The sequence below is a fragment of the Pantoea sp. nfd-35 genome, assembly GCF_056892255.1.
Map to the genome: position 1 here is coordinate 1,656,334 of NZ_CP122403.1, position 18,161 is coordinate 1,674,494.

Consider the following 18,161-nt stretch of genomic DNA (forward strand, 5'->3'; position numbering starts at 1 on the left):
GCTTACTCCAGAGATAAGGCTTGCAGCGCGGCGATCAGGCGCTCGCACTCTGTTCGGGTTCCTACAGAGATACGCAGACAGCCTGCAAGGCCGGGGTTCTTGTTTTGGTCACGCAAAATAATGCCCTGATCCCACAAGGTTTTAAATACCCTGGGCGAGTCAGTAAAGCGCACCAAAATATAGTTGGTTTCGCTGGGAAATACCTGCTCGACCGCGCGAATCCGCGGTAACTGCTCAAACAGCCAGCTGCGATTGGCATTCAGCTCGGCTACGTGCTGACGCATCAGGGCAATGCCTTCTTCGCTCAGTGCCTGGCCTGCCACGTCGGCGACCGGGGTGGCAAGCGGATAGGGCGCAATAACTTTCATCAGCAGATCGATAACCGTCTTATTGGCCAGCGTAAAGCCACAGCGCAGGCCCGCCAGCGCGAAGGCTTTTGATAACGTACGCAGGATCACCAGGTGCGGGTAATCCTTTAACCAGCCCGCCAGCGTCGCCTCGGGACAGAATTCAATATAGGCTTCATCCGCCACCACCAGCGCTTTTCCGGCGGTCATAGCCAGCAGCTGACGGATAGCGTCCTGATCGATCAGGTTACCGGTGGGATTATTCGGGCTGCACATATAGACGACTTTCACGCCGTCCAGCTGTTCGGCGATGGCGGGCAGGTTTAACTGCCAGTCTTCCCGCGCCGGAACGGTACGGTATTCAATGCCGATGGTTTCGGCACTGACGCTGTACATGCCGTAGGTCGGCGGGCAGAAAAGAATGGCATCTTTGCCCGGCTCGCAGAAGGCACGCATCAGCAGCTCAATGCCTTCATCTGCGCCACGGCTGACCAGTACCTGCTCTGGCGTAAGCCCGGCATAGGCCGCATAGCGGGTGATAACCTGTTTCGGCTGGCACTCCGGGTAGCGATTCAGGGTTTGCTGCGACAGCTCGAAGGGCACCGGCAGCGGGAATTCGTTGGCATTCAGCCAGACATCGCCATTGCCCCCCAGGCGGCGAGCTGACTGATAGGGCGTCAGCGCACGCACGTTGGCGCGTGCCAGCTGTTCAATTTCCTGACTCATGCTTGCTCCTTGAGTGCGGCAACGCGCAACGTGACGGCATTTTTGTGGGCGTGCAGCTGTTCAGCGGCCGCCAGGGTTTCGATGGTCGCCGCCAGGTTCAGGAAGCCCTGCGGCGTCAGCTCCTGTACCGTCATGCGTTTCTGAAAGTCGGCCAGGCCCAGGCTGGAGCATGTCGCGGTATAGCCGTAGGTCGGCAGCACGTGGTTGGTGCCCGAAGCATAATCTCCTGCGGATTCCGGTGACCAGTCGCCCAGGAAAACCGAACCGGCGCTGGTAATCTGTTCCACCAGATCCCGTGGCGTGCGGGTTTGCAGAATCAGGTGCTCCGGACCATAGCGGTTGGAGATCGCAATGCATTGCTGCATATCCCGAGCGACGATCAGGCGGCTGCTTTCCAGTGCCTGGCGGGCTGTCGCCGCACGTGGCAACTGGGCCAACTGATCCTCCACCGCCTCGGCGACGCGCTCGGCCAGCGCCAGCGAAGGCGTCAGTAAAATCACCTGCGAGTCAGGGCCGTGTTCCGCCTGCGACAGCAGATCAGAGGCAACGAAGGCCGGTGTGGCACCTTCATCGGCAATCACCAGCACTTCCGACGGGCCAGCGGGCATATCAATCGCCGCGCCATCAAGGCACTGGCTGACCTGACGTTTGGCTTCGGTAACCCACGCGTTGCCCGGACCAAAAATTTTATCTACCTTAGGGATGCTTTCGGTGCCAAAGGCCAGGGCGGCAATCGCCTGTGATCCACCCACCTGGAACACTTCTTCCACACCGCAAAGTTTGGCCGCGTAGAGAATTTCATCAGCAATCGGCGGGGGCGAGCACAGCACCACGCGACCACAGCCCGCAATCCGCGCCGGGGTAGCCAGCATCAGAACGGTAGAAAACAGCGGGGCAGAACCGCCCGGAATATACAAGCCCACCGATTTCATCGGGCGCGTAATTTGCTGACAGCGCACGCCGGGCTGCGTTTCCACATCCACCGGCGGCAGGATCTGCGCACGGTGAAAGGTTTCAATATTGCCAATGGCCACGGCCATCGCCTGTTTCAGCTCGTCACCAAGGCGATCGCTGGCCGCCTGCATCTGCTGTGGCGTAACGCGCAGGTCGTCTGTTTCAACCTTGTCAAAGCGCGCGCTGAATTCTCGTAAAGCCGCATCGCCTTCCTCTTTCACTCTGACCAACACATCGCGCACGATCTGGCTGATGCTGTCAGACGAGGCGAGCGCAGGGCGTGCCAACAGCGCCTGCTGCGCCTCGCTGCTGCAGGCTTCCCAGTTCACGGGCGTCATGATTCTGCTCATCGTTTACTCCAGCATTTTTTCGATTGGCAACACCAGAATTGAACTGGCACCCAGCGCTTTGAGTTTTTCCATGGTTTCCCAGAACAGCGTTTCACTGCTTACCATGTGCATCGCCACGCGGCTGACATCGCCGGCCAGCGGCAGAACGGTAGGGCGCTCGGCGCCAGGCAACAGGCTGATCACGTCTTCCAGACGCTCACTCGGCGCGTGCAGCATGATGTATTTGGATTCGCGCGCTTTAATCACGCCCTGAATACGGGTCATCATTTTATCAATCAGCTCCTGCTTGGCCGCTGGCATCTCGCCGTCGCGCTGAATCAGCACGGCTTTCGAGCGATAGATGACTTCGACTTCGCGCAGGCCGTTCGCTTCCAGCGTCGCGCCGGTGGACACCAGATCACAGATGGCGTCGGCCAGACCGGCACGCGGGGCTACTTCGACCGAGCCGTTTAATAAACAGGATTTAAAATTGATGCCTTGCTTGTCGAGGTACTGCTTTAACAGGTGAGGATAGGAGGTGGCGATACGGGCGTTATTCAGGCACTGTGGGCCGGTATATTCGTCATCAACCGGCATTGCCAGCGACAGGCGGCAGCCGCCAAAATCCAGGCGACGTAGCGTGAAGTAACGCGGGTCTTCGCCCTGCGCGCGGCGGTCCAGCATCTCTTCTTCCAGCACGTTCTCGCCGATAATGCCCAGATCCACTACGCCGTCCATCACCAGTCCCGGAATATCGTCATCGCGCACCCGCAGGATATCAATAGGCATATTTTCCGCAAAGGCGATCAGACGCTGTTGCTGAAGATTAATTTTGATACCACAGCGCGCCAGGAGCTCGCGTGAATCATCGCTTAATCGACCTGATTTCTGCATAGCTATGCGTAAACGGCTATTGTCTAACATTGTTCCTGTCCCCTTGATTGACCTGTCCTGAATGATTGATTTGCGTCAGCCCATAAAAAAACCCCCGGAAGACGATCTTCCGGGGGTTCTCTTGCGTTCGCACCACTGGAAGATCCTAGACGTCTTCCAGCACACATCGCCTGAAAGACTAGTCAGGGTGATGGTGGTGATGATGGTTGAACTGAACGCGTGTCATAAAATTCTCGATTAATGAAATCTTATTCATTTGTGTGGAATTAACCTAACGAAGATAGTTGAAATTGGCAACTCTTTTTTAATGTTGATATTCGCAAAGCGCCGAAACACTTTGAACTGGTTTGCAACTCAGGGGGAGCTTAAGATGGAAGAATCTTTGAGTCTGCAGCAGGAGACAACATGAAAAAGGTCGCAATAGTAGGACTGGGTTGGCTGGGCATGCCGTTAGCCATGGCGTTGAGCGCCCGAGGCTGGCAGGTGACCGGCAGCAAAACCACGCCGGATGGCGTTGAAGCGGCCCGTCGCTGCGGGTTAGACGCGTTTCAACTGGAACTGACGCCCGACCTTATCTGCGATGCTGAAGATCTGGATGTGCTGTTCGACGTTGACGCCCTGGTCGTTACCTTACCCGCCAGTCGCACGGCAGAGGGCGGGGACGCCTACGTCCAGGCGGTACAAAACGTGGTAGACACGGCGTTGGCCCATAGCGTACCGCGCATTATTTTCACCAGCTCAACCTCCGTGTACGGCGGCAGTTCGGGGATCAAAACGGAAAAAAGCCTGCTGCAGCCGGAAACTACAGCGGGCAAAACGCTGGTGGATCTGGAAAACTGGCTGCACGATCTGCCCGGTACCAGCGTGGATGTTCTGCGTCTGGCGGGGCTGGTGGGGCCTAAGCGTCATCCGGGACGTTTTTTGGCCGGTAAGCAGGCGCTACCCAACGGTTCCCACGGGGTCAATCTGGTTCACCTTGATGATGTGGTGGAAGCGATCATGCTGCTGCTGCAAACGCCCAGGGGCGGCCGGACCTTTAACCTGTGCTCTCTGAAACATCCGTCCCGCGCGCACTTTTATCCCGGCGTGTCACGCCAGCTCGGCATGACGCCGCCGACTTTCGCCGCCGAGGCGAGTGACGACAGCGGTAAGCTGATAGACGGTTCGCGTATCTGTCATGAGCTGGGTTTTGAGTACCGCTACGACGATCCCCAAAAAATGCCGCTGGAATAACGCTGGCGCTGCCCTGCACGCGCAACCCGGTATTTACACGCCGAGCCTGTCGCGCAGCGCATACCATGCGGCGCCCATCGCCGTCAGTGGCACTTTAAACCGCCGTCCGCCAGGGAAGGGCAGATGCGGAAGCTTCGCAAAGGCGTCGAAGCGCTCCGCATCGCCGCGCAGCACTTCGCTGATAAGCTTGCCGGAAAGGTGAGTACAGGTGACGCCGTGACCGCTGTCGCCCTGCATAAAATAAACGTTGTTTTCCAGCCGACCAAACTGCGGCATGCGCGACAGCGTCAGCAAAAAATTGCCGCTCCAGGCGAAATCAATTTTTACGTTGTGCAACTGCGGAAAGGTGCGCAGCATCTTGGGACGGATCATTTTCTCCACGTCGCCAGGTTCCCGCGCGCCGTAAACGACGCCGCCGCCGTATAGCAGGCGGTTATCTGCGGTCAGGCGGAAATAATCCAGCAGATAGTTACAGTCCTCGACCGAATAGTTATTGGGTAACAGCGCAAGCGCCCGATCGCGCGACAGCGGTTCGGTCGCGATAATCTGCGAGCCGCACGGCATGCTTTTCCGGCTCAGGCGTGGTTCCAGCTCCGAAGGTAAATAGGCGTTACCCGCGAAGATCAGAAAAGTGGCACGCACTTCACCTTGTGCTGTTTTCACCCGGTTTGGCGCACCATAGTCAACGCTTAACGCAGCAGAATGCTCATAAATGCGTCCGCCGTGACGACGAATCGCTTCGGCTTCGCCCAGCGCCAGATTCAGTGGATGCAGATGCGCACCACGTTTGTCGAGTAATCCGCCGACATAGCGTTCTGTCGCGACTTCCCGCCGAATGCCCCGTTCGTCCAGCAGTTCCAGCTCATGATTGCCATAGCGCGCCCAGGCCGCTTTTTGTTTCGCCAGATGCGCCATCTGACGAGAATTAAAGGCGGCAAAAATGCCACCCGGGCGGTAGTCGCAGGCGATCGCATAACGATCGATACGATCGCGGATAATATCCCCGCCTTCAAACATCATGCTGCCCAGCATTTTCGCGGTGTCTTTGCCATAACGCTGTTCAATCACATCTACATCCCGGCTGTAGGAGTTCACTGCCTGTCCGCCGTTGCGACCGCTGGCACCAAAACCGACCCGTGCGGCTTCAAGCAGTACCACATCATAGCCCGCCTCGGTTAAAAACAAACCGGCTGACAGGCCAGTAAAGCCCGCGCCGATAATGCAGACGTCACACTGAATGCTTTCCTGTAATACTGGCCAGGGCGCATGTGGATTCATTGTTGCGGTGTAGTAATTTTCCACATAATTCATATTTAGCTCCTTGGCAGACGGCCCCCATCAAAAATTGGCGGGCGTATGGGCACTGACGATGCGGCAGGGCACATCGGCAAGGTTGGTAAAGCTGTGCGGCAGGCCGGTATCAATGACGTAACTCTCACCGGCAGACAGGTGAAATTGCTGGCCGTTTATCTCCAGAACGATCTGACCTTCCAGCAGCGTACCGGTTTCTTCGCCCGCGTGGTGCAGTTTTTCCCCGGTACTGGCACCGGGAAGATAGGTCTCCAGCAGCATGCCCAGGGCGCGCTTTGGGGTGCCGTTATCAATCAGCTTCAGTGAAACGCCCCGGCTGCCGATCTCCAGCAGATCCTCGGGCCGGACAACCACGTTGGGCGCATCCTGGCTGTGAGGTTCGGAGAAAAATTCCGACAGCGACAGACCATAAACTTTCAACAGTTTTTGTAGCGTGCTGACCGCCGGGCTGACCTTGTCCTGCTCAATGGTGCTGATGGCACTGTGCGTCAGGCCAGCCAGTTCAGCGACGCGCCGTTGAGATAATCCCATCGCCTGGCGAATTTGCGACAGCCGACGTCCGGGAGCCTGATTCGCATCATTCATTGCTGCTTTTCCCGTTGATAATGACGCGCGGCCTGAATAAAGCCGTTAAACAGCGCAAAGGACGGCGTTGCGGGTTTCAACTGCCACTCGGGATGCCACTGTACTGCCAACGCAAAAGGATGCCGGCTGAGGCTGACCGCCTCAATCAGGCCATCTGGCGCCCGGGCTTCAATGCGCAGCTGTGGCCCGGTTTCGCGTATCCCCTGATGATGAACGGAATTCACGATTAACGGCGCCGGGCCGAGCAGCGCGGCCAGTAGCCCTCCGGGTTCAATATTCACATCATGGGCAGGTGCGTACTGTTGCGACAGCGGGGCAGCGTCATCGTCGTGATGGCGCTGAAACTGTGGATGCTGATTAAGATGACGGTAAAGTGCGCCGCCGTTGGCTACCACCAGCTCCTGCATGCCGCGGCAGATGCCAAAGAGCGGGAGTTGCTTACCCACGGCGTGTGTGATCAGATTAAAGGCCAGCCTGTCCCGTCCGACATCCGCGTCGGGTTCTTCGCCTGCTTCACCATACAGCCAGGGTTCAAGGTTGCTGGGGCTGCCGGTCAGTAAAATTCCGTCCAGCGCAGCCATAGCGTTTTCTGATAGATGAGGGGCAGCCATAAGCTGATGAGGCAGCGCAAGCGGCACGCCACCGGCGGTAACGACGGCATCAAGATATTTATTGTGCACCGACTGAACCGGATGCCCGTGATGATGCGTCTGACACATCACTACGCCGATCAACGGCTTGTCAAAAATAATGCCCATCTTTCCCCCTCAACAGCTGTTCGAAATATTTGACGAAAAGGGCATATCTGATGGTTAAGTGTGCAATATTTTGTCAATCTAGCAACCCACTGCCGGATCTTCAAACAGATTTGTTACATTTGCACACTTTTTGTGTTAGCGCTATGTTAGAGGTGTGGCGGTTTTTTTGAGCATTACGCACTCCCATTTTGTGGTTAAAGGCGGATGAAATCATGACTAACCTGGTAGAAGTAGAAGACTTCACGTTGCACAGTGAAGAGAGACGAACCAGCGCGTTCCAGCAAGAGGTTAAAAACTGGCTGGAGCGCCACCCTGAAACCCAGTACGTTGATATTTTACTTAATGATTTAAATGGTGTTTTTCGCGGTAAGCGTATTCCCGTCTCCGCGCTGGCTAAGCTGGAAAAGGGCTGCTACTTTCCCGCCTCGGTCTTTGCCATGGATATTCTTGGCAACACCGTTGAAGAGGCCGGACTGGGACAATCCCTCGGTGAGCCCGATAATCTTTGCCTTCCCGTTCCCGGCACGCTCGTTCCCTCCGCCGCCGATCCGCAACACATTGCACAACTGCTGCTAACCATGTGCAACCAAGATGGCACTCCCTTTGACGTTGAACCCCGAAATGTCCTGAACCGGCTGTGGCAACAGCTGCGTAACCGTGGACTGTTTCCGGTGGTAGCGGTAGAGCTGGAGTTCTATCTGGTCGATAAAAAGCGCGACGCGGAAGGTTTTATTCAGCCGCCCTGCGCACCGGGCAGCGACGATCGCAATATGCAGAGCCAGGTCTATTCCCTGGACAATCTTGATCACTTCTCTGAAGTCTTACGGGATATCGATACCCTGGCCCGCCTGCAGGGCATTCCTGCCGACGGCGCGCTGGCGGAAGCGTCACCGGGGCAGTTTGAAATTAACCTGCATCACACCCGGGATGTCCTGAGCGCCTGCGATCATGCCATTCAGCTTAAGCGCCTTATCCGGCAGGTGGCTGAGAATCACGGTATGACCGCTACCTTTATGGCGAAGCCCTATGAAGACTATGCGGGCAGTGGGATGCACGTACACATCAGTATGCTGGACGCGGCCGATCACAACGCCTTTGCCTGCGACGACGGCAGCGACTCTCCGCTGCTGAAGCGAACCCTGGCCGGTATGATCGATTTAATGCCGGCCTCCATGGCGTTGCTGGCCCCTAACGTCAATGCCTTCCGCCGTTTTGTCCCGGAGGCGTACGTGCCGTTGCAGGCCTCGTGGGGCCATAACAACCGCACGGTGGCGTTGCGCATTCCCTGTGGGGATCTTGAAAGCCGCCGAATCGAGTATCGAGTGGCGGGAGCGGATGCTAACCCCTATCTGGTGATGTCCGCGATTTTAGCTGGCATGTTGCACGGTCTGGATACGCAACTGCCTTTGCCGCAGCCGGTTAAAGGCAATGGTCACGAGGCGGAAGGGTTAGCGTTACCCATCCGTCAAAGTGATGCCCTTACCGAGTTTGAAAGCAGCTATCCTTTACAAAAATTACTGGGTGAGAAATTTGCCAAAGTGTGGTTTAGCTGTAAAAATTATGAGCTAATGCAGTTTGAAAGGTTAATCACTGCCACAGAAATCGACTGGATGTTAAAGAATGCCTGATTAATTTTTTGCATTCTCTGCGACAACGTCTTGAAATAATGCGTTGGGTTGGGGCAAAATACGCCTCCTGCAAATTCAGAACATAACCGACGCTCACCGCGTCGGTTATTTTTTTGCATGTTACAACAGAGTGAATTTTCACTGACACAAACGAGGCCGGGCGCGTACCCGGATAGATAAACACTGAAAACACGCACCCGCGTGAGATTGAGGATGTAAAGATGGGGTTGTTTAACACACTGCCAGCGCAGGCTGGTACACGTTTTCGTGATGACTACGGCGCCGCTGCCGCAAACCTTACTCCCTGTCGCTTAATGCGCAGTATCCTTGTGAATCAACCCAGTCAGGTTGCTGCGCAAGGAGGACTGAAGCATGTCGCTTAATACCTCTGCTGCACCACAACGTGCTCAACTGAAAAAAACGCTGACTTTACTTCCGGTCGTCATGATGGGCTTAGCCTACATGCAGCCTATGACCCTGTTCGATACCTTTGGTATTGTGTCGGGCCTGACCGATGGTCACGTTGCCACCGCCTATGCTTTCGCCCTGATTGCGATTCTGTTCACTGCCGTGAGTTACGGTAAGCTGGTACGCCGCTTCCCATCTGCGGGCTCCGCTTATACCTACGCTCAAAAGGCAATCAGTCCGCACGTCGGTTTTATGGTGGGCTGGTCATCGCTGCTGGACTACCTGTTCATGCCGATGATCAACATCCTGCTGGCAAAAAACTATTTTGAAACCCTGGTACCAGGTATCCCCTCGTGGATTTTCGTGGTGCTGCTGGTGGGCTTTATGACGCTCTCCAACCTTAAGGGAATCAAAACCGTCGCCAACTTCAACAGCGTGATCGTGATCCTGCAGGTTGTGGTGATGGTCGGTATTACTGCCATGGTGATCTACGGTGTGGCGCACGGTGAAGGTGCAGGAACAGTGGTAAGCAGCAAACCGTTCTGGTCGGAAAACGCCCACGTGGTGCCGATGATTACGGGAGCGACCATCCTGTGTTTCTCTTTCCTGGGTTTTGACGGCATCAGTTCGCTGTCGGAAGAAACGAAAGATGCAGAACGTACCATTCCGCGTGCGATTTTCCTGACCGCGCTGATTGGTGGCCTGATGTTTATCGTGGCCTCCTACTTCCTGCAGCTGTACTTCCCAGACATCTCGCGCTTTAAAGAGCCGGACTCCTCACAGCCGGAGATCATGCTCTACGTCGCGGGCAAAGCGTTGCAGGTCGGTATCCTGATCTTCTCCGTGGTCACCGTACTGGCTTCCGGCATGGCGGCGCACGCGGGCGTATCGCGTCTGATGTACGTAATGGGCCGTGATGGCGTATTCCCGGAGCGTTTCTTCGGCTATATCCATCCGAAATGGCGCACGCCGTCACTGAACGTGATTCTGGTCGGTGCCGTCGCGCTGATGGCCATCAACTTCGATCTGGTTACCGCGACTGCGCTGATTAACTTTGGTGCGCTGGTGGCGTTTACCTTCGTTAACCTGTCGGTGATTGCGCAGTACTGGATACGTGAAAAACGTAACAAAACCCTGAAAGATCACTTCCAGTATCTGGTTCTACCGATGCTGGGCGCGCTGACCGTTGGTGCGCTGTGGGTTAACCTGGAGCAGAGCTCGATGGTTCTGGGCTTGATCTGGGCCGCCATTGGTATTCTCTACCTGGCCTTTGTGACCCGCAGTTTCCGCAATCCGGTTCCCCAGTTTAGCGAAGAAGTGTAATCCCCCTGGTCCTGCTCTGTGCCCAATAACGGGACAGAGCAGGGCTGTTCTTATTCGCTTTTTCCGGCCATCATCAGTTCCCAACTTCCTGCCTGTAACGCATTTCGTCCTGCGGCATTCAATTGATCATCCGTCACGATCACATCAAACTTCTCCAACGGTAAGGCCAGCCACGTCGCGATTTTATCGTACTTAGAGCTGTCGCTGAGCAGGATGCGTTTGCTGCTGACCTCGCACACGGCCTGTTTAACCGCCACCTTGTCTTCATCCGGTGTAAACAATCCGCGCAGCCCCCAGCTTGAGGTGGACACAAAGGCGATATCTATCGCAAGTTGACGCAGGTGACGTGCCGCCGCATCGCCAATGCAGGAGCGGTTATCCCGGCACACCGTACCGCCGGTGTGAATCACCCGACAGCGACTCGCCTCCATCAGCAGATTGGTCACCATAAAATCATTAGTGACGACCAGCAGATCCTCCCGATCGGCAATTTCCCGCGCCAGCGCCAGCGTGGTGGTGCCGGCATCCAGATAGATGCAGCTGTCTGGCGGAATAAGCTGAGCGGCTAACTTGCCAATGGCTTTTTTTTCTTCATTGAACAGGGCCGTTTTGGTCAGATGTGAGGGCTCGCTCGCCAGCCTGTTAGCGGAACGAACACCGCCCGACACCGAGAGTACCGCGCCCTGTTCTTCCAGCTTTTGCACATCCCGGCGAATAGTCATATGTGACACGCCAAAACGCTCCGTAAGCTCGTTAATGCTCATTACGCCGCGCTCTGCCACCAGAGCCAGAATCTGTTGATGACGCTCAACCGGAATCATAACCACCTCGTTTTATCATTTTTTCACATTGTAGAGCATCGTCATGTGAAGAAACATGGAAATTTTGACTCCATTTTTCCTGAAAAACCGCGCATTAACCGCCCGTGAGTGGGAGTAGCAAGCGGTGAGTGATGTGAAGAAATGTTTTACAGCGGCCTCTGTGAGTTAATTTATGTGAATAAGAACACGTTTTTGCGCGTCGTTTATTGGCACTATTAACAACAGAAATCAAAAATTCACTTAAATTAACAATGGAGGCCAGCGATGCCAGTTTCACATATTTGTGTCATAGGCTTAGGCTCAATGGGAATGGGCGCCGCGCAGTCCTGCATTCGTGCCGGGCTGTCAACCTGGGGCGTGGATCTGAATCCGCAGGCGCTGGATGCGCTGCGTCAGGCGGGCGCGCGCGATGCTCAGACGTCGGCGCATGCCTTTGCCAGCCAGCTTGATGCTGTGCTGCTGCTCGTGGTGAATGCCAAACAGGTTAACACGATCCTGTTTGGCGAGCAGGGGCTGGCCGCCAGGCTGAAGCCGGGCACGGCGGTAATGGTTTCTTCCACCTTGTCCGCGCAGGATGCACAGCAGATCGCCGCAAAACTGGCGGACTATCACCTCCTGATGCTGGATGCACCGGTATCCGGCGGGGCGGCCAAAGCCGCCAGCGGCGAGATGACCGTGATGGCGTCCGGCAGCGACGAGGCGTTTGCTGCTCTGCAACCGGTACTGGATGCGGTGGCCGCGAAGGTTTATCGCGTCGGCACGGAAATCGGTCAGGGATCGACGGTCAAGATTATTCATCAGCTGCTGGCTGGCGTGCACATTGCCGTCGGGGCCGAAGCCATGGCGCTGGCCGCCCGCGCCGGGATCCCGCTGGAGACGATGTATGAGGTGGTGACCAATGCGGCCGGCAACTCGTGGATGTTCGAAAACCGTATGCGCCATGTCGTCGATGGCGACTACCGACCGACATCCGCGGTAGATATCTTTGTCAAAGATCTCAACCTGGTCGCCGAGACGGCGAAAGCCCTGCATTTCCCGCTGCCGCTGGCCTCCACCGCACTGAATATGTTCACCGAGGCCAGCAATGCCGGTTATGGCCGTGAGGATGACAGTGCGGTCATTAAAATCTTCAGCGGCATTACGCTGCCTCAACGCGAGGGGGAAATCTGATGCGGTTAGGGGTCATTGCCGACGATTTTACCGGCGCAACCGACATTGCCAGCTTTCTGGTACAGAACGGGCTTTCTACCCTTCAGTTTAACGGCATCCCGAAACAGGCCGCTGTGCCGGATGCACAGGCCATTGTGGTCAGCCTGAAATCGCGGTCCTGCCCGCCCGCGCAGGCCGTCAGCCAGTCGCTTGACGCGCTGCGCTGGCTGCAGGCGCAAGGCTGTGAGCGCTTTTATTTTAAATACTGCTCCACGTTCGACAGCACCTCCGCGGGCAATATCGGTCCGGTGACGGATGCGCTCATGGCCGCACTGGATGAGACGCTGACGGTGATCTGCCCGGCGTTGCCGGTGAACGGGCGCACCGTTTATCAGGGTTATCTGTTTGTGGGTGAACAGCTGCTGTCGGATTCCGGCATGCGCCATCATCCGGTCACGCCAATGACCGACAGTAACCTGCTACGGCTGATGGAGAGCCAGAGCACGGGAAAAGCCGGGCTCATCTCTGCGACCACGATAGAGCAGGGTGCAGGCGCGATATCACGGCAACTTGAGCAGCTGCGTGCTCAGGGGGTGAATTACGCGGTGCTTGATACGCTTACTGAGCAACATCTGCTGAACCAGGGCGAAGCACTCACCTCGATGCGGCTGGTCACGGGCGGCTCCGGGCTGGCGATTGGCCTGGCGCGCCAGTGGTCAACGACCCACCGCGATGACCCGCAAGCACAGCGCGCGGGTTACCCACAGGGCCAACGGGCGGTAGTGCTCTCGGGCTCCTGCTCACAAATGACAAACCGCCAGGTCAATGCCTATCGCCAGCAGGCATCCGCCCAGGAGATCAGCGTGTCGCGCTGCCTCAGCGACGAAAAGTACGCCGAGGCGTTATGCGACTGGGTCGCAGAGCATGCTGATGAGCCCCTCGCACCCATGCTCTATGCCACCGCGGATGCGCAACAGCTGCAGTCGATTCAACAGCACTATGGCGCACAGCGCAGCAGTGAGGCGGTGGAGCAGCTGTTTGCCCAGATAGCTCGCACGCTGAAGTCCCGGGGCTGGCAGCGCTTTATCGTCGCAGGCGGCGAAACCTCTGGCGTGGTCGCCCAAAGCCTGGGCGTGACTGCATTCCATATTGGTCCGGTGATTTCGCCCGGCGTGCCCTGGGTGAGAGATATCGGGCAGCCGTTGTCACTCGCGCTGAAGTCAGGCAATTTTGGTGATGAACAGTTTTTCCGCCGCGCACAAACGGAGTTTTCCCATGACTGAACAACAGGCCCGTGAAGAGATGGTCAGGCTGGGCGCATCTTTCTTCCAGCGCGGTTATGCCACCGGATCGGCCGGTAATCTTTCGCTGCTGCTGGACGATGGCACCCTGCTGGCGACGCCCACCGGCTCCTGCCTGGGCGAACTGGATGCCCAGCGCCTGTCTAAAGTGACGTTACAGGGGGAGTGGATTGCCGGGGATAAACCCTCAAAAGAGATCGCCTTTCACCGCGCGCTCTACCTGAATAACCCCGACTGCCGGGCGGTGGTTCACCTGCACAGTCACTACCTGACCGCGCTCTCATGCCTGCAAAATCTGGACAGCCAGAACTGCATCCGCCCGTTCACGCCCTATGTGGTGATGCGGGTGGGAGACGTGCCGGTGGTGCCCTACTATAAACCCGGCGACGCGCGACTGGCGGAGGACCTGGCTCTTCTGGCGCCGCGCTACCGTGCTTTTCTGCTGGCGAACCATGGTCCGGTCGTGGTGGGCAAATCCCTGCAAGAAGCGGCGGACAATACCGAAGAGTTGGAAGAAACCGCACGCCTGATGTTTACCCTGGGCGACCGGGCCATTCGCTATCTTACCGCCGACGAAGTCGCCGAACTCAGGAGCCGATAATGCCAACGTTTGCAGCTAACTTATCTACCCAGTTCAATGAGGTGCCCTTTCTGCAGCGCTTTGCCGCCGCTGCACAGGCGGGCTTTGACGCGGTTGAATTTCTGTTTCCTTACGACTATCCGGCTGAGCAACTGAAAACGCTGCTCGATGACAACGGGCTTAAACTGGTGCTGTTCAATACCGCACCGGGCAACGTGGCTGCGGGGGAATGGGGGGTTTCAGCCATTCCCGGCCGGGAAGCGGAGGCAAGAGCCGATATCGACAGGGCTCTGGACTACGCGCTGGCGCTGGATTGCCCACAGGTGCACATCATGGCGGCAACCGTCCCTTCCGGTGCCGATCGCCAGCAGTATGTTGAGACGTTCATCGGTAATATGCGTTATGCAGCAGAACGCTTCGCCCCACACAACATCCGGTTGTTAATCGAAGCGTTAAATCCCACCACTAAACCCCATTATCTCTATGCCAGCCAGTATCAGACGCTGGAGATGGTTGAGCTCATCGATCGTCCCAACGTCTTTACCCAACTGGATCTGTTCCATGCCCAGATGGTGGACGGCAATCTCAGCCACCTCATTCGCCACTACGCCGGGCGTTATCAGCATGTGCAAATCGCCGCCGCGCCCAGTCGTCATGAACCTGACGAGGGCGAGATCAACTATCCCTGGCTGTTCAGCCTGCTTGATGAGGTGGGTTACGAGGGCTGGATCGGCTGCGAATATTTCCCGCGCGGGGACACCGTGGAAGGGCTGAGCTGGCTGGCGCCCTGGGCGAAACACCGCTGAGTTAAGGTTAAAAAATCACACCGGTGCTGCGGCAGCGGTGCAGTTCTGGTCGTCTTTAAAACGGACCAGCACCAGGTAGAGCTGTAGCCAAAAAACGCTAAAAAAGATAACTATTCCAGAGGTTTACTATGACGACTGCGTTGCTGTTAGCCATTGCGACCGCCAGCATTGTGATTTTGCTGTTGCTGGTCATTAAAGCCAAAGTCCATCCCTTTGTCGCCCTGTTGATTGTCAGCCTGCTGGTGGCGATCGCCACCGGTATTCCGGCTGAAAAAATCATGGAAACCATCATCAGCGGTATGGGGGGATTGCTGGGGCACATCACCATCATTATCGTGCTGGGAGCCATGCTCGGGGCGATTATCGAAGCCTCGGGCGGCGCCGAGTCGCTGGCGCAGCGCTTCAGCAAAACGCTGGGCCTGAAACGCACTGTTGCTGCACTGACCATGGCCGCCTTTATTCTGGGCATCCCGGTGTTTTTTGAAGTGGGTTTTATCATTGTTATCCCGCTGATCTACGGCTTTACCAAAGTGGCGCGGGTTTCTCCCCTGAAGTTTGGCCTGCCAATGGCCGGTGTGATGTTAACGGTACACGTGGCGCTGCCCACCCATCCGGGGGCCGCGGCCGCTGCGGCCATTTTGCACACCGATATGGGCTGGCTGATGATGTTGGGGATTCTGGTCTCGGTGCCGGTCGGCATTTTAGGTTATTACGTCGCAAAGGTGATGAACCGTCGCCAGTATCATCTGTCGGTCGAGGTGCTGGAACAGCTGCAGATGGCGAAGCCGGAAGGGGCGCAGAAGAAAAATGAACCTGCACCGCCGGGTGCGCTGACCATCAGCGGTTTGATCGTGGTGCCGATTGTGCTGATTGTATTAGGTACGCTGTCTCACTCGCTGCTGGCGCAGGACAGCCTGCCAGGTAAAATCATGACGGTGATTGGCACACCGCCCATAGCGCTGCTGATTGCGTTGGGCCTGGCCGCCTGGCTACTGGGCATCCGCCGTGGCTGGAGCAAAGATAAGCTGGAAGATCTGACCGGCCGGGCCATCCCCGGATCGGCGAGCGTGATTCTGGTGGCGGGCGCGGGTGGGGCCTTTGGGAAGGTGCTGGTGGAGTCCGGCGTCGGTAAAGCGCTGGCGCTAGCGCTGGAAACGCTGCACCTGCCATTAATCCCCGCGGCCTTTATTCTGTCGCTGGCGCTGCGCGCCTCGCAGGGGTCGGCTACCGTCGCGATTCTTACCACCAGCGGACTACTGACGCAGGCCGTGACCGGCATTGATGATATGCACCGCGTTCTGGTCACGCTGGCAGTGTGCTTCGGCGGGCTAGGGCTGTCTCATGTCAACGATGCGGGCTTCTGGGTGGTGACGCGCTATCTGGGCCTGTCGGTAGCGGATGGATTAAAAACCTGGACGGTACTGACAACCCTGATGGGGATGACCGGTTTTGTTCTGACGTGGGCGCTGTGGTTTGTGATTTGATATGTTGGCCGGGAAAGGCGATTCGCGTTTCCCGGCCAGTCTGAGCGTCAGGACACCAGTTCCTGCGCATACAGATACAGCGCTTTTAACTGGGCCAGCTTTTCCTGATCGCTTTCATGCAGGCTGGCCAGCGATTCCAGCTCCATCAAAAACGACTGCACCTTATCCGGATTCAGTACTTCGCGACGGTGCTGCAGCCAGCGCTGTTGTTCAGCATCATCCAGGGTGCCGGGGAAGTTCCGCGCCCGATAACGAAACAGCAGCTTCGCCACGCGCGGACTGTCAAACGTCAGATCCAGCGCGGGCAGGTTAGCCGGCGCCGTCTGGCGAATAATGTTCATGCCCGCCCGATCGGCATCGCTAAAGAAGCCATCGTAGAGCTGGGTATCCACATCATCCGACGGCGTAAAGGGTTCCGCATCGGCAAATATCGCCACCAGCTTTTCACGTATTTCAGGATGCTGACGCAGCGTCGCCAGATTATCCAGACAAGACTTGCGATCGATGCCCAACCGCCCGGCATCTTCAGGCCGCAGGGTATTCGCCGGAGCCAGCACGGGGCACTTATTGATGTGCACCAGCTTAACGGGGATGGCTGATTGATCGCCCAACTCGCTTTTGCGCGTATACAGACGTTCGCGCAGGCTGTCGGCATCCAGTGTTAAAAGCGGCGTCATATCCCCGGCCAGGTCCACCACGATTAGCGCATTGCGGTTATCCGGATGCCAGGCAAGCGGTACCACCCAACTGGTATTGCCGCGTGCTGCGCCAAACATCCCGGAAACGTGCACCAGCGGCTTCATCTGTGGAATATCGATCAGGGTCATGAGTTTGTTTTTGTTGCGATGCGTAAACAAAAACTCGAACAGCTTAGGCTGTTTCTCTTTCACCAGTTTCGCCATCGCCAGTGTGGCATAGACATCCGACATCGCATCGTGGGCGTTTTCATGGGCTACGCCGTTGGCTTTGGTCAGGTGCTCCAGCCGGAAGCTGGGAAAGCCGTCTTCATTTTCGGGCCAGTTGATGCCTTCGGGCCGTAGCGCATAGCAGGCACGCATCACGTCCAGTAAATCCCAGCGCGAATTACCGTTTTGCCAGCTCCAACCGTAGGGATCGTAGAAGTTGCGGTAGAAAATATTGCGTGTCACTTCATCGTCGAAGCGCACGTTGTTGTAGCCCACCACGCAGGTTTGTTCGGCGGTGAACAGGGCATGAATGCGGGCGGCAAACTCGGCCTCGCTGACGCCCCGCGAGGCGGCAATTTGCGGCGTAATACCGGTAATCATTACCGCTTCAGGCTGGGGCAGATAGTCGTCCGGCGGACGGCAGTAAAACACCTCTGGCTCGCCAACCGGATTAAAGTTGCTGTCGGTACGTAACCCGGCAAACTGCGCCGGACGATCCCGTGACGGACTGGTGCCGAAGGTTTCGTAATCATGGAATAAGAAAGTGAATTCAGAGGCGGGCACGTCGCTGTCCTGTCTGCAAAAAAATCAACGTTCAGGATAGTCTTCTGCGCTCGCC

At 56.9% G+C, this 18,161-nt stretch carries 17 protein-coding genes and 1 other annotated feature; of the genes, 8 read left to right on the forward strand and 9 right to left on the reverse strand.

Annotation, left to right across the window (positions count from 1 at the left end; all coding sequences use genetic code 11):
- Positions 1-2: 2 nt before the first annotated feature.
- The 4 genes from hisC to hisL form a co-directional block, all read right to left on the reverse strand.
- Positions 3-1,073, reverse strand: coding sequence for a histidinol-phosphate transaminase (gene hisC, locus P9J57_RS07720; RefSeq protein ID WP_013026348.1), 1,071 nt, complete (start codon positions 1,071-1,073; stop codon positions 3-5).
- A complete protein-coding gene (gene hisD, locus P9J57_RS07725) occupies positions 1,070-2,377 on the reverse strand; it encodes a histidinol dehydrogenase (protein WP_022623381.1) in 1,308 nt (435 codons plus the stop codon). The genes hisC and hisD overlap by 4 nt, the downstream gene beginning before the upstream one ends.
- A gap of 3 nt (positions 2,378-2,380) precedes the next feature.
- A complete protein-coding gene (gene hisG / locus P9J57_RS07730) occupies positions 2,381-3,280 on the reverse strand; it encodes an ATP phosphoribosyltransferase (protein WP_013026346.1) in 900 nt (299 codons plus the stop codon).
- A gap of 52 nt (positions 3,281-3,332) precedes the next feature.
- Positions 3,333-3,453: a sequence feature (His leader region), on the reverse strand.
- On the reverse strand, positions 3,429-3,476 hold the full coding sequence (gene hisL / locus P9J57_RS07735; protein WP_100396937.1) for a his operon leader peptide: 48 nt from the start codon (positions 3,474-3,476) through the stop codon (positions 3,429-3,431). (Overlaps the previous feature by 25 nt.)
- 179 nt (positions 3,477-3,655) lie before the next feature.
- Between hisL and P9J57_RS07740 the strand changes: the two genes are divergently transcribed.
- On the forward strand, positions 3,656-4,483 hold the full coding sequence (locus P9J57_RS07740; RefSeq protein WP_013026345.1) for an SDR family oxidoreductase: 828 nt from the start codon (positions 3,656-3,658) through the stop codon (positions 4,481-4,483).
- Between the two features lie 33 nt (positions 4,484-4,516).
- On the opposite strand, the gene P9J57_RS07745 is transcribed toward P9J57_RS07740, so the two are convergent.
- From P9J57_RS07745 to puuD, 3 genes are read right to left on the reverse strand one after another with little or no spacing between them, the layout of a single operon-like run.
- Positions 4,517-5,794: an NAD(P)/FAD-dependent oxidoreductase gene (locus tag P9J57_RS07745; protein ID WP_013026344.1), complete on the reverse strand. Its 1,278-nt coding sequence runs from the start codon at positions 5,792-5,794 to the stop codon at positions 4,517-4,519.
- Between the two features lie 27 nt (positions 5,795-5,821).
- Positions 5,822-6,379, reverse strand: a complete 558-nt coding sequence (gene puuR / locus P9J57_RS07750; protein ID WP_013026343.1) for an HTH-type transcriptional regulator PuuR — start codon at positions 6,377-6,379, stop codon at positions 5,822-5,824.
- Positions 6,376-7,137: a gamma-glutamyl-gamma-aminobutyrate hydrolase gene (gene puuD, locus P9J57_RS07755; protein ID WP_013026342.1), complete on the reverse strand. Its 762-nt coding sequence runs from the start codon at positions 7,135-7,137 to the stop codon at positions 6,376-6,378. The genes puuR and puuD overlap by 4 nt, the downstream gene beginning before the upstream one ends.
- A 212-nt stretch (positions 7,138-7,349) precedes the next feature.
- Here puuD and P9J57_RS07760 point away from each other — a divergent pair, with 212 nt between their 5' ends.
- Together P9J57_RS07760 and P9J57_RS07765 are read left to right on the forward strand one after the other, a co-directional pair.
- Entirely contained in the window at positions 7,350-8,765 is a 1,416-nt protein-coding gene (locus P9J57_RS07760) for a glutamine synthetase family protein (protein WP_015699960.1), read from the forward strand.
- A 372-nt stretch (positions 8,766-9,137) separates the two neighbouring features.
- Positions 9,138-10,496, forward strand: a complete 1,359-nt coding sequence (locus tag P9J57_RS07765) for an APC family permease (RefSeq protein WP_014594052.1) — start codon at positions 9,138-9,140, stop codon at positions 10,494-10,496.
- Between the two features lie 50 nt (positions 10,497-10,546).
- Here the strand turns inward: P9J57_RS07765 and ygbI are convergent, their stop codons facing one another.
- Positions 10,547-11,317, reverse strand: a complete 771-nt coding sequence (gene ygbI / locus P9J57_RS07770) for a DNA-binding transcriptional repressor YgbI (RefSeq protein WP_014594051.1) — start codon at positions 11,315-11,317, stop codon at positions 10,547-10,549.
- A 264-nt stretch (positions 11,318-11,581) separates the two neighbouring features.
- On the opposite strand from ygbI, the gene ltnD reads away from it, so the two are divergent.
- From ltnD to P9J57_RS07795, 5 genes are all read left to right on the forward strand, one after another.
- Entirely contained in the window at positions 11,582-12,487 is a 906-nt protein-coding gene (gene ltnD, locus P9J57_RS07775) for an L-threonate dehydrogenase (RefSeq protein WP_013026338.1), read from the forward strand.
- A complete protein-coding gene (otnK, locus tag P9J57_RS07780) occupies positions 12,487-13,749 on the forward strand; it encodes a 3-oxo-tetronate kinase (RefSeq protein WP_013026337.1) in 1,263 nt (420 codons plus the stop codon). The genes ltnD and otnK overlap by 1 nt, the downstream gene beginning before the upstream one ends.
- Positions 13,742-14,368, forward strand: a complete 627-nt coding sequence (gene otnC / locus P9J57_RS07785) for a 3-oxo-tetronate 4-phosphate decarboxylase (RefSeq protein ID WP_014605475.1) — start codon at positions 13,742-13,744, stop codon at positions 14,366-14,368. Before otnK ends, otnC begins: the two co-directional genes overlap by 8 nt.
- Positions 14,368-15,153 carry an HPr family phosphocarrier protein gene (locus P9J57_RS07790; protein ID WP_013026335.1) on the forward strand — a complete coding sequence of 262 codons (786 nt, stop codon included), beginning with the start codon at positions 14,368-14,370 and terminating at the stop codon, positions 15,151-15,153. The genes otnC and P9J57_RS07790 overlap by 1 nt, the downstream gene beginning before the upstream one ends.
- Before the next feature lie 128 nt (positions 15,154-15,281).
- Positions 15,282-16,637, forward strand: a complete 1,356-nt coding sequence (locus tag P9J57_RS07795; RefSeq protein ID WP_014594048.1) for a GntP family transporter — start codon at positions 15,282-15,284, stop codon at positions 16,635-16,637.
- Between the two features lie 47 nt (positions 16,638-16,684).
- On the opposite strand, the gene sbcB is transcribed toward P9J57_RS07795, so the two are convergent.
- Entirely contained in the window at positions 16,685-18,106 is a 1,422-nt protein-coding gene (gene sbcB, locus P9J57_RS07800; RefSeq protein ID WP_013026333.1) for an exodeoxyribonuclease I, read from the reverse strand.
- Positions 18,107-18,161: the final 55 nt, after the last annotated feature.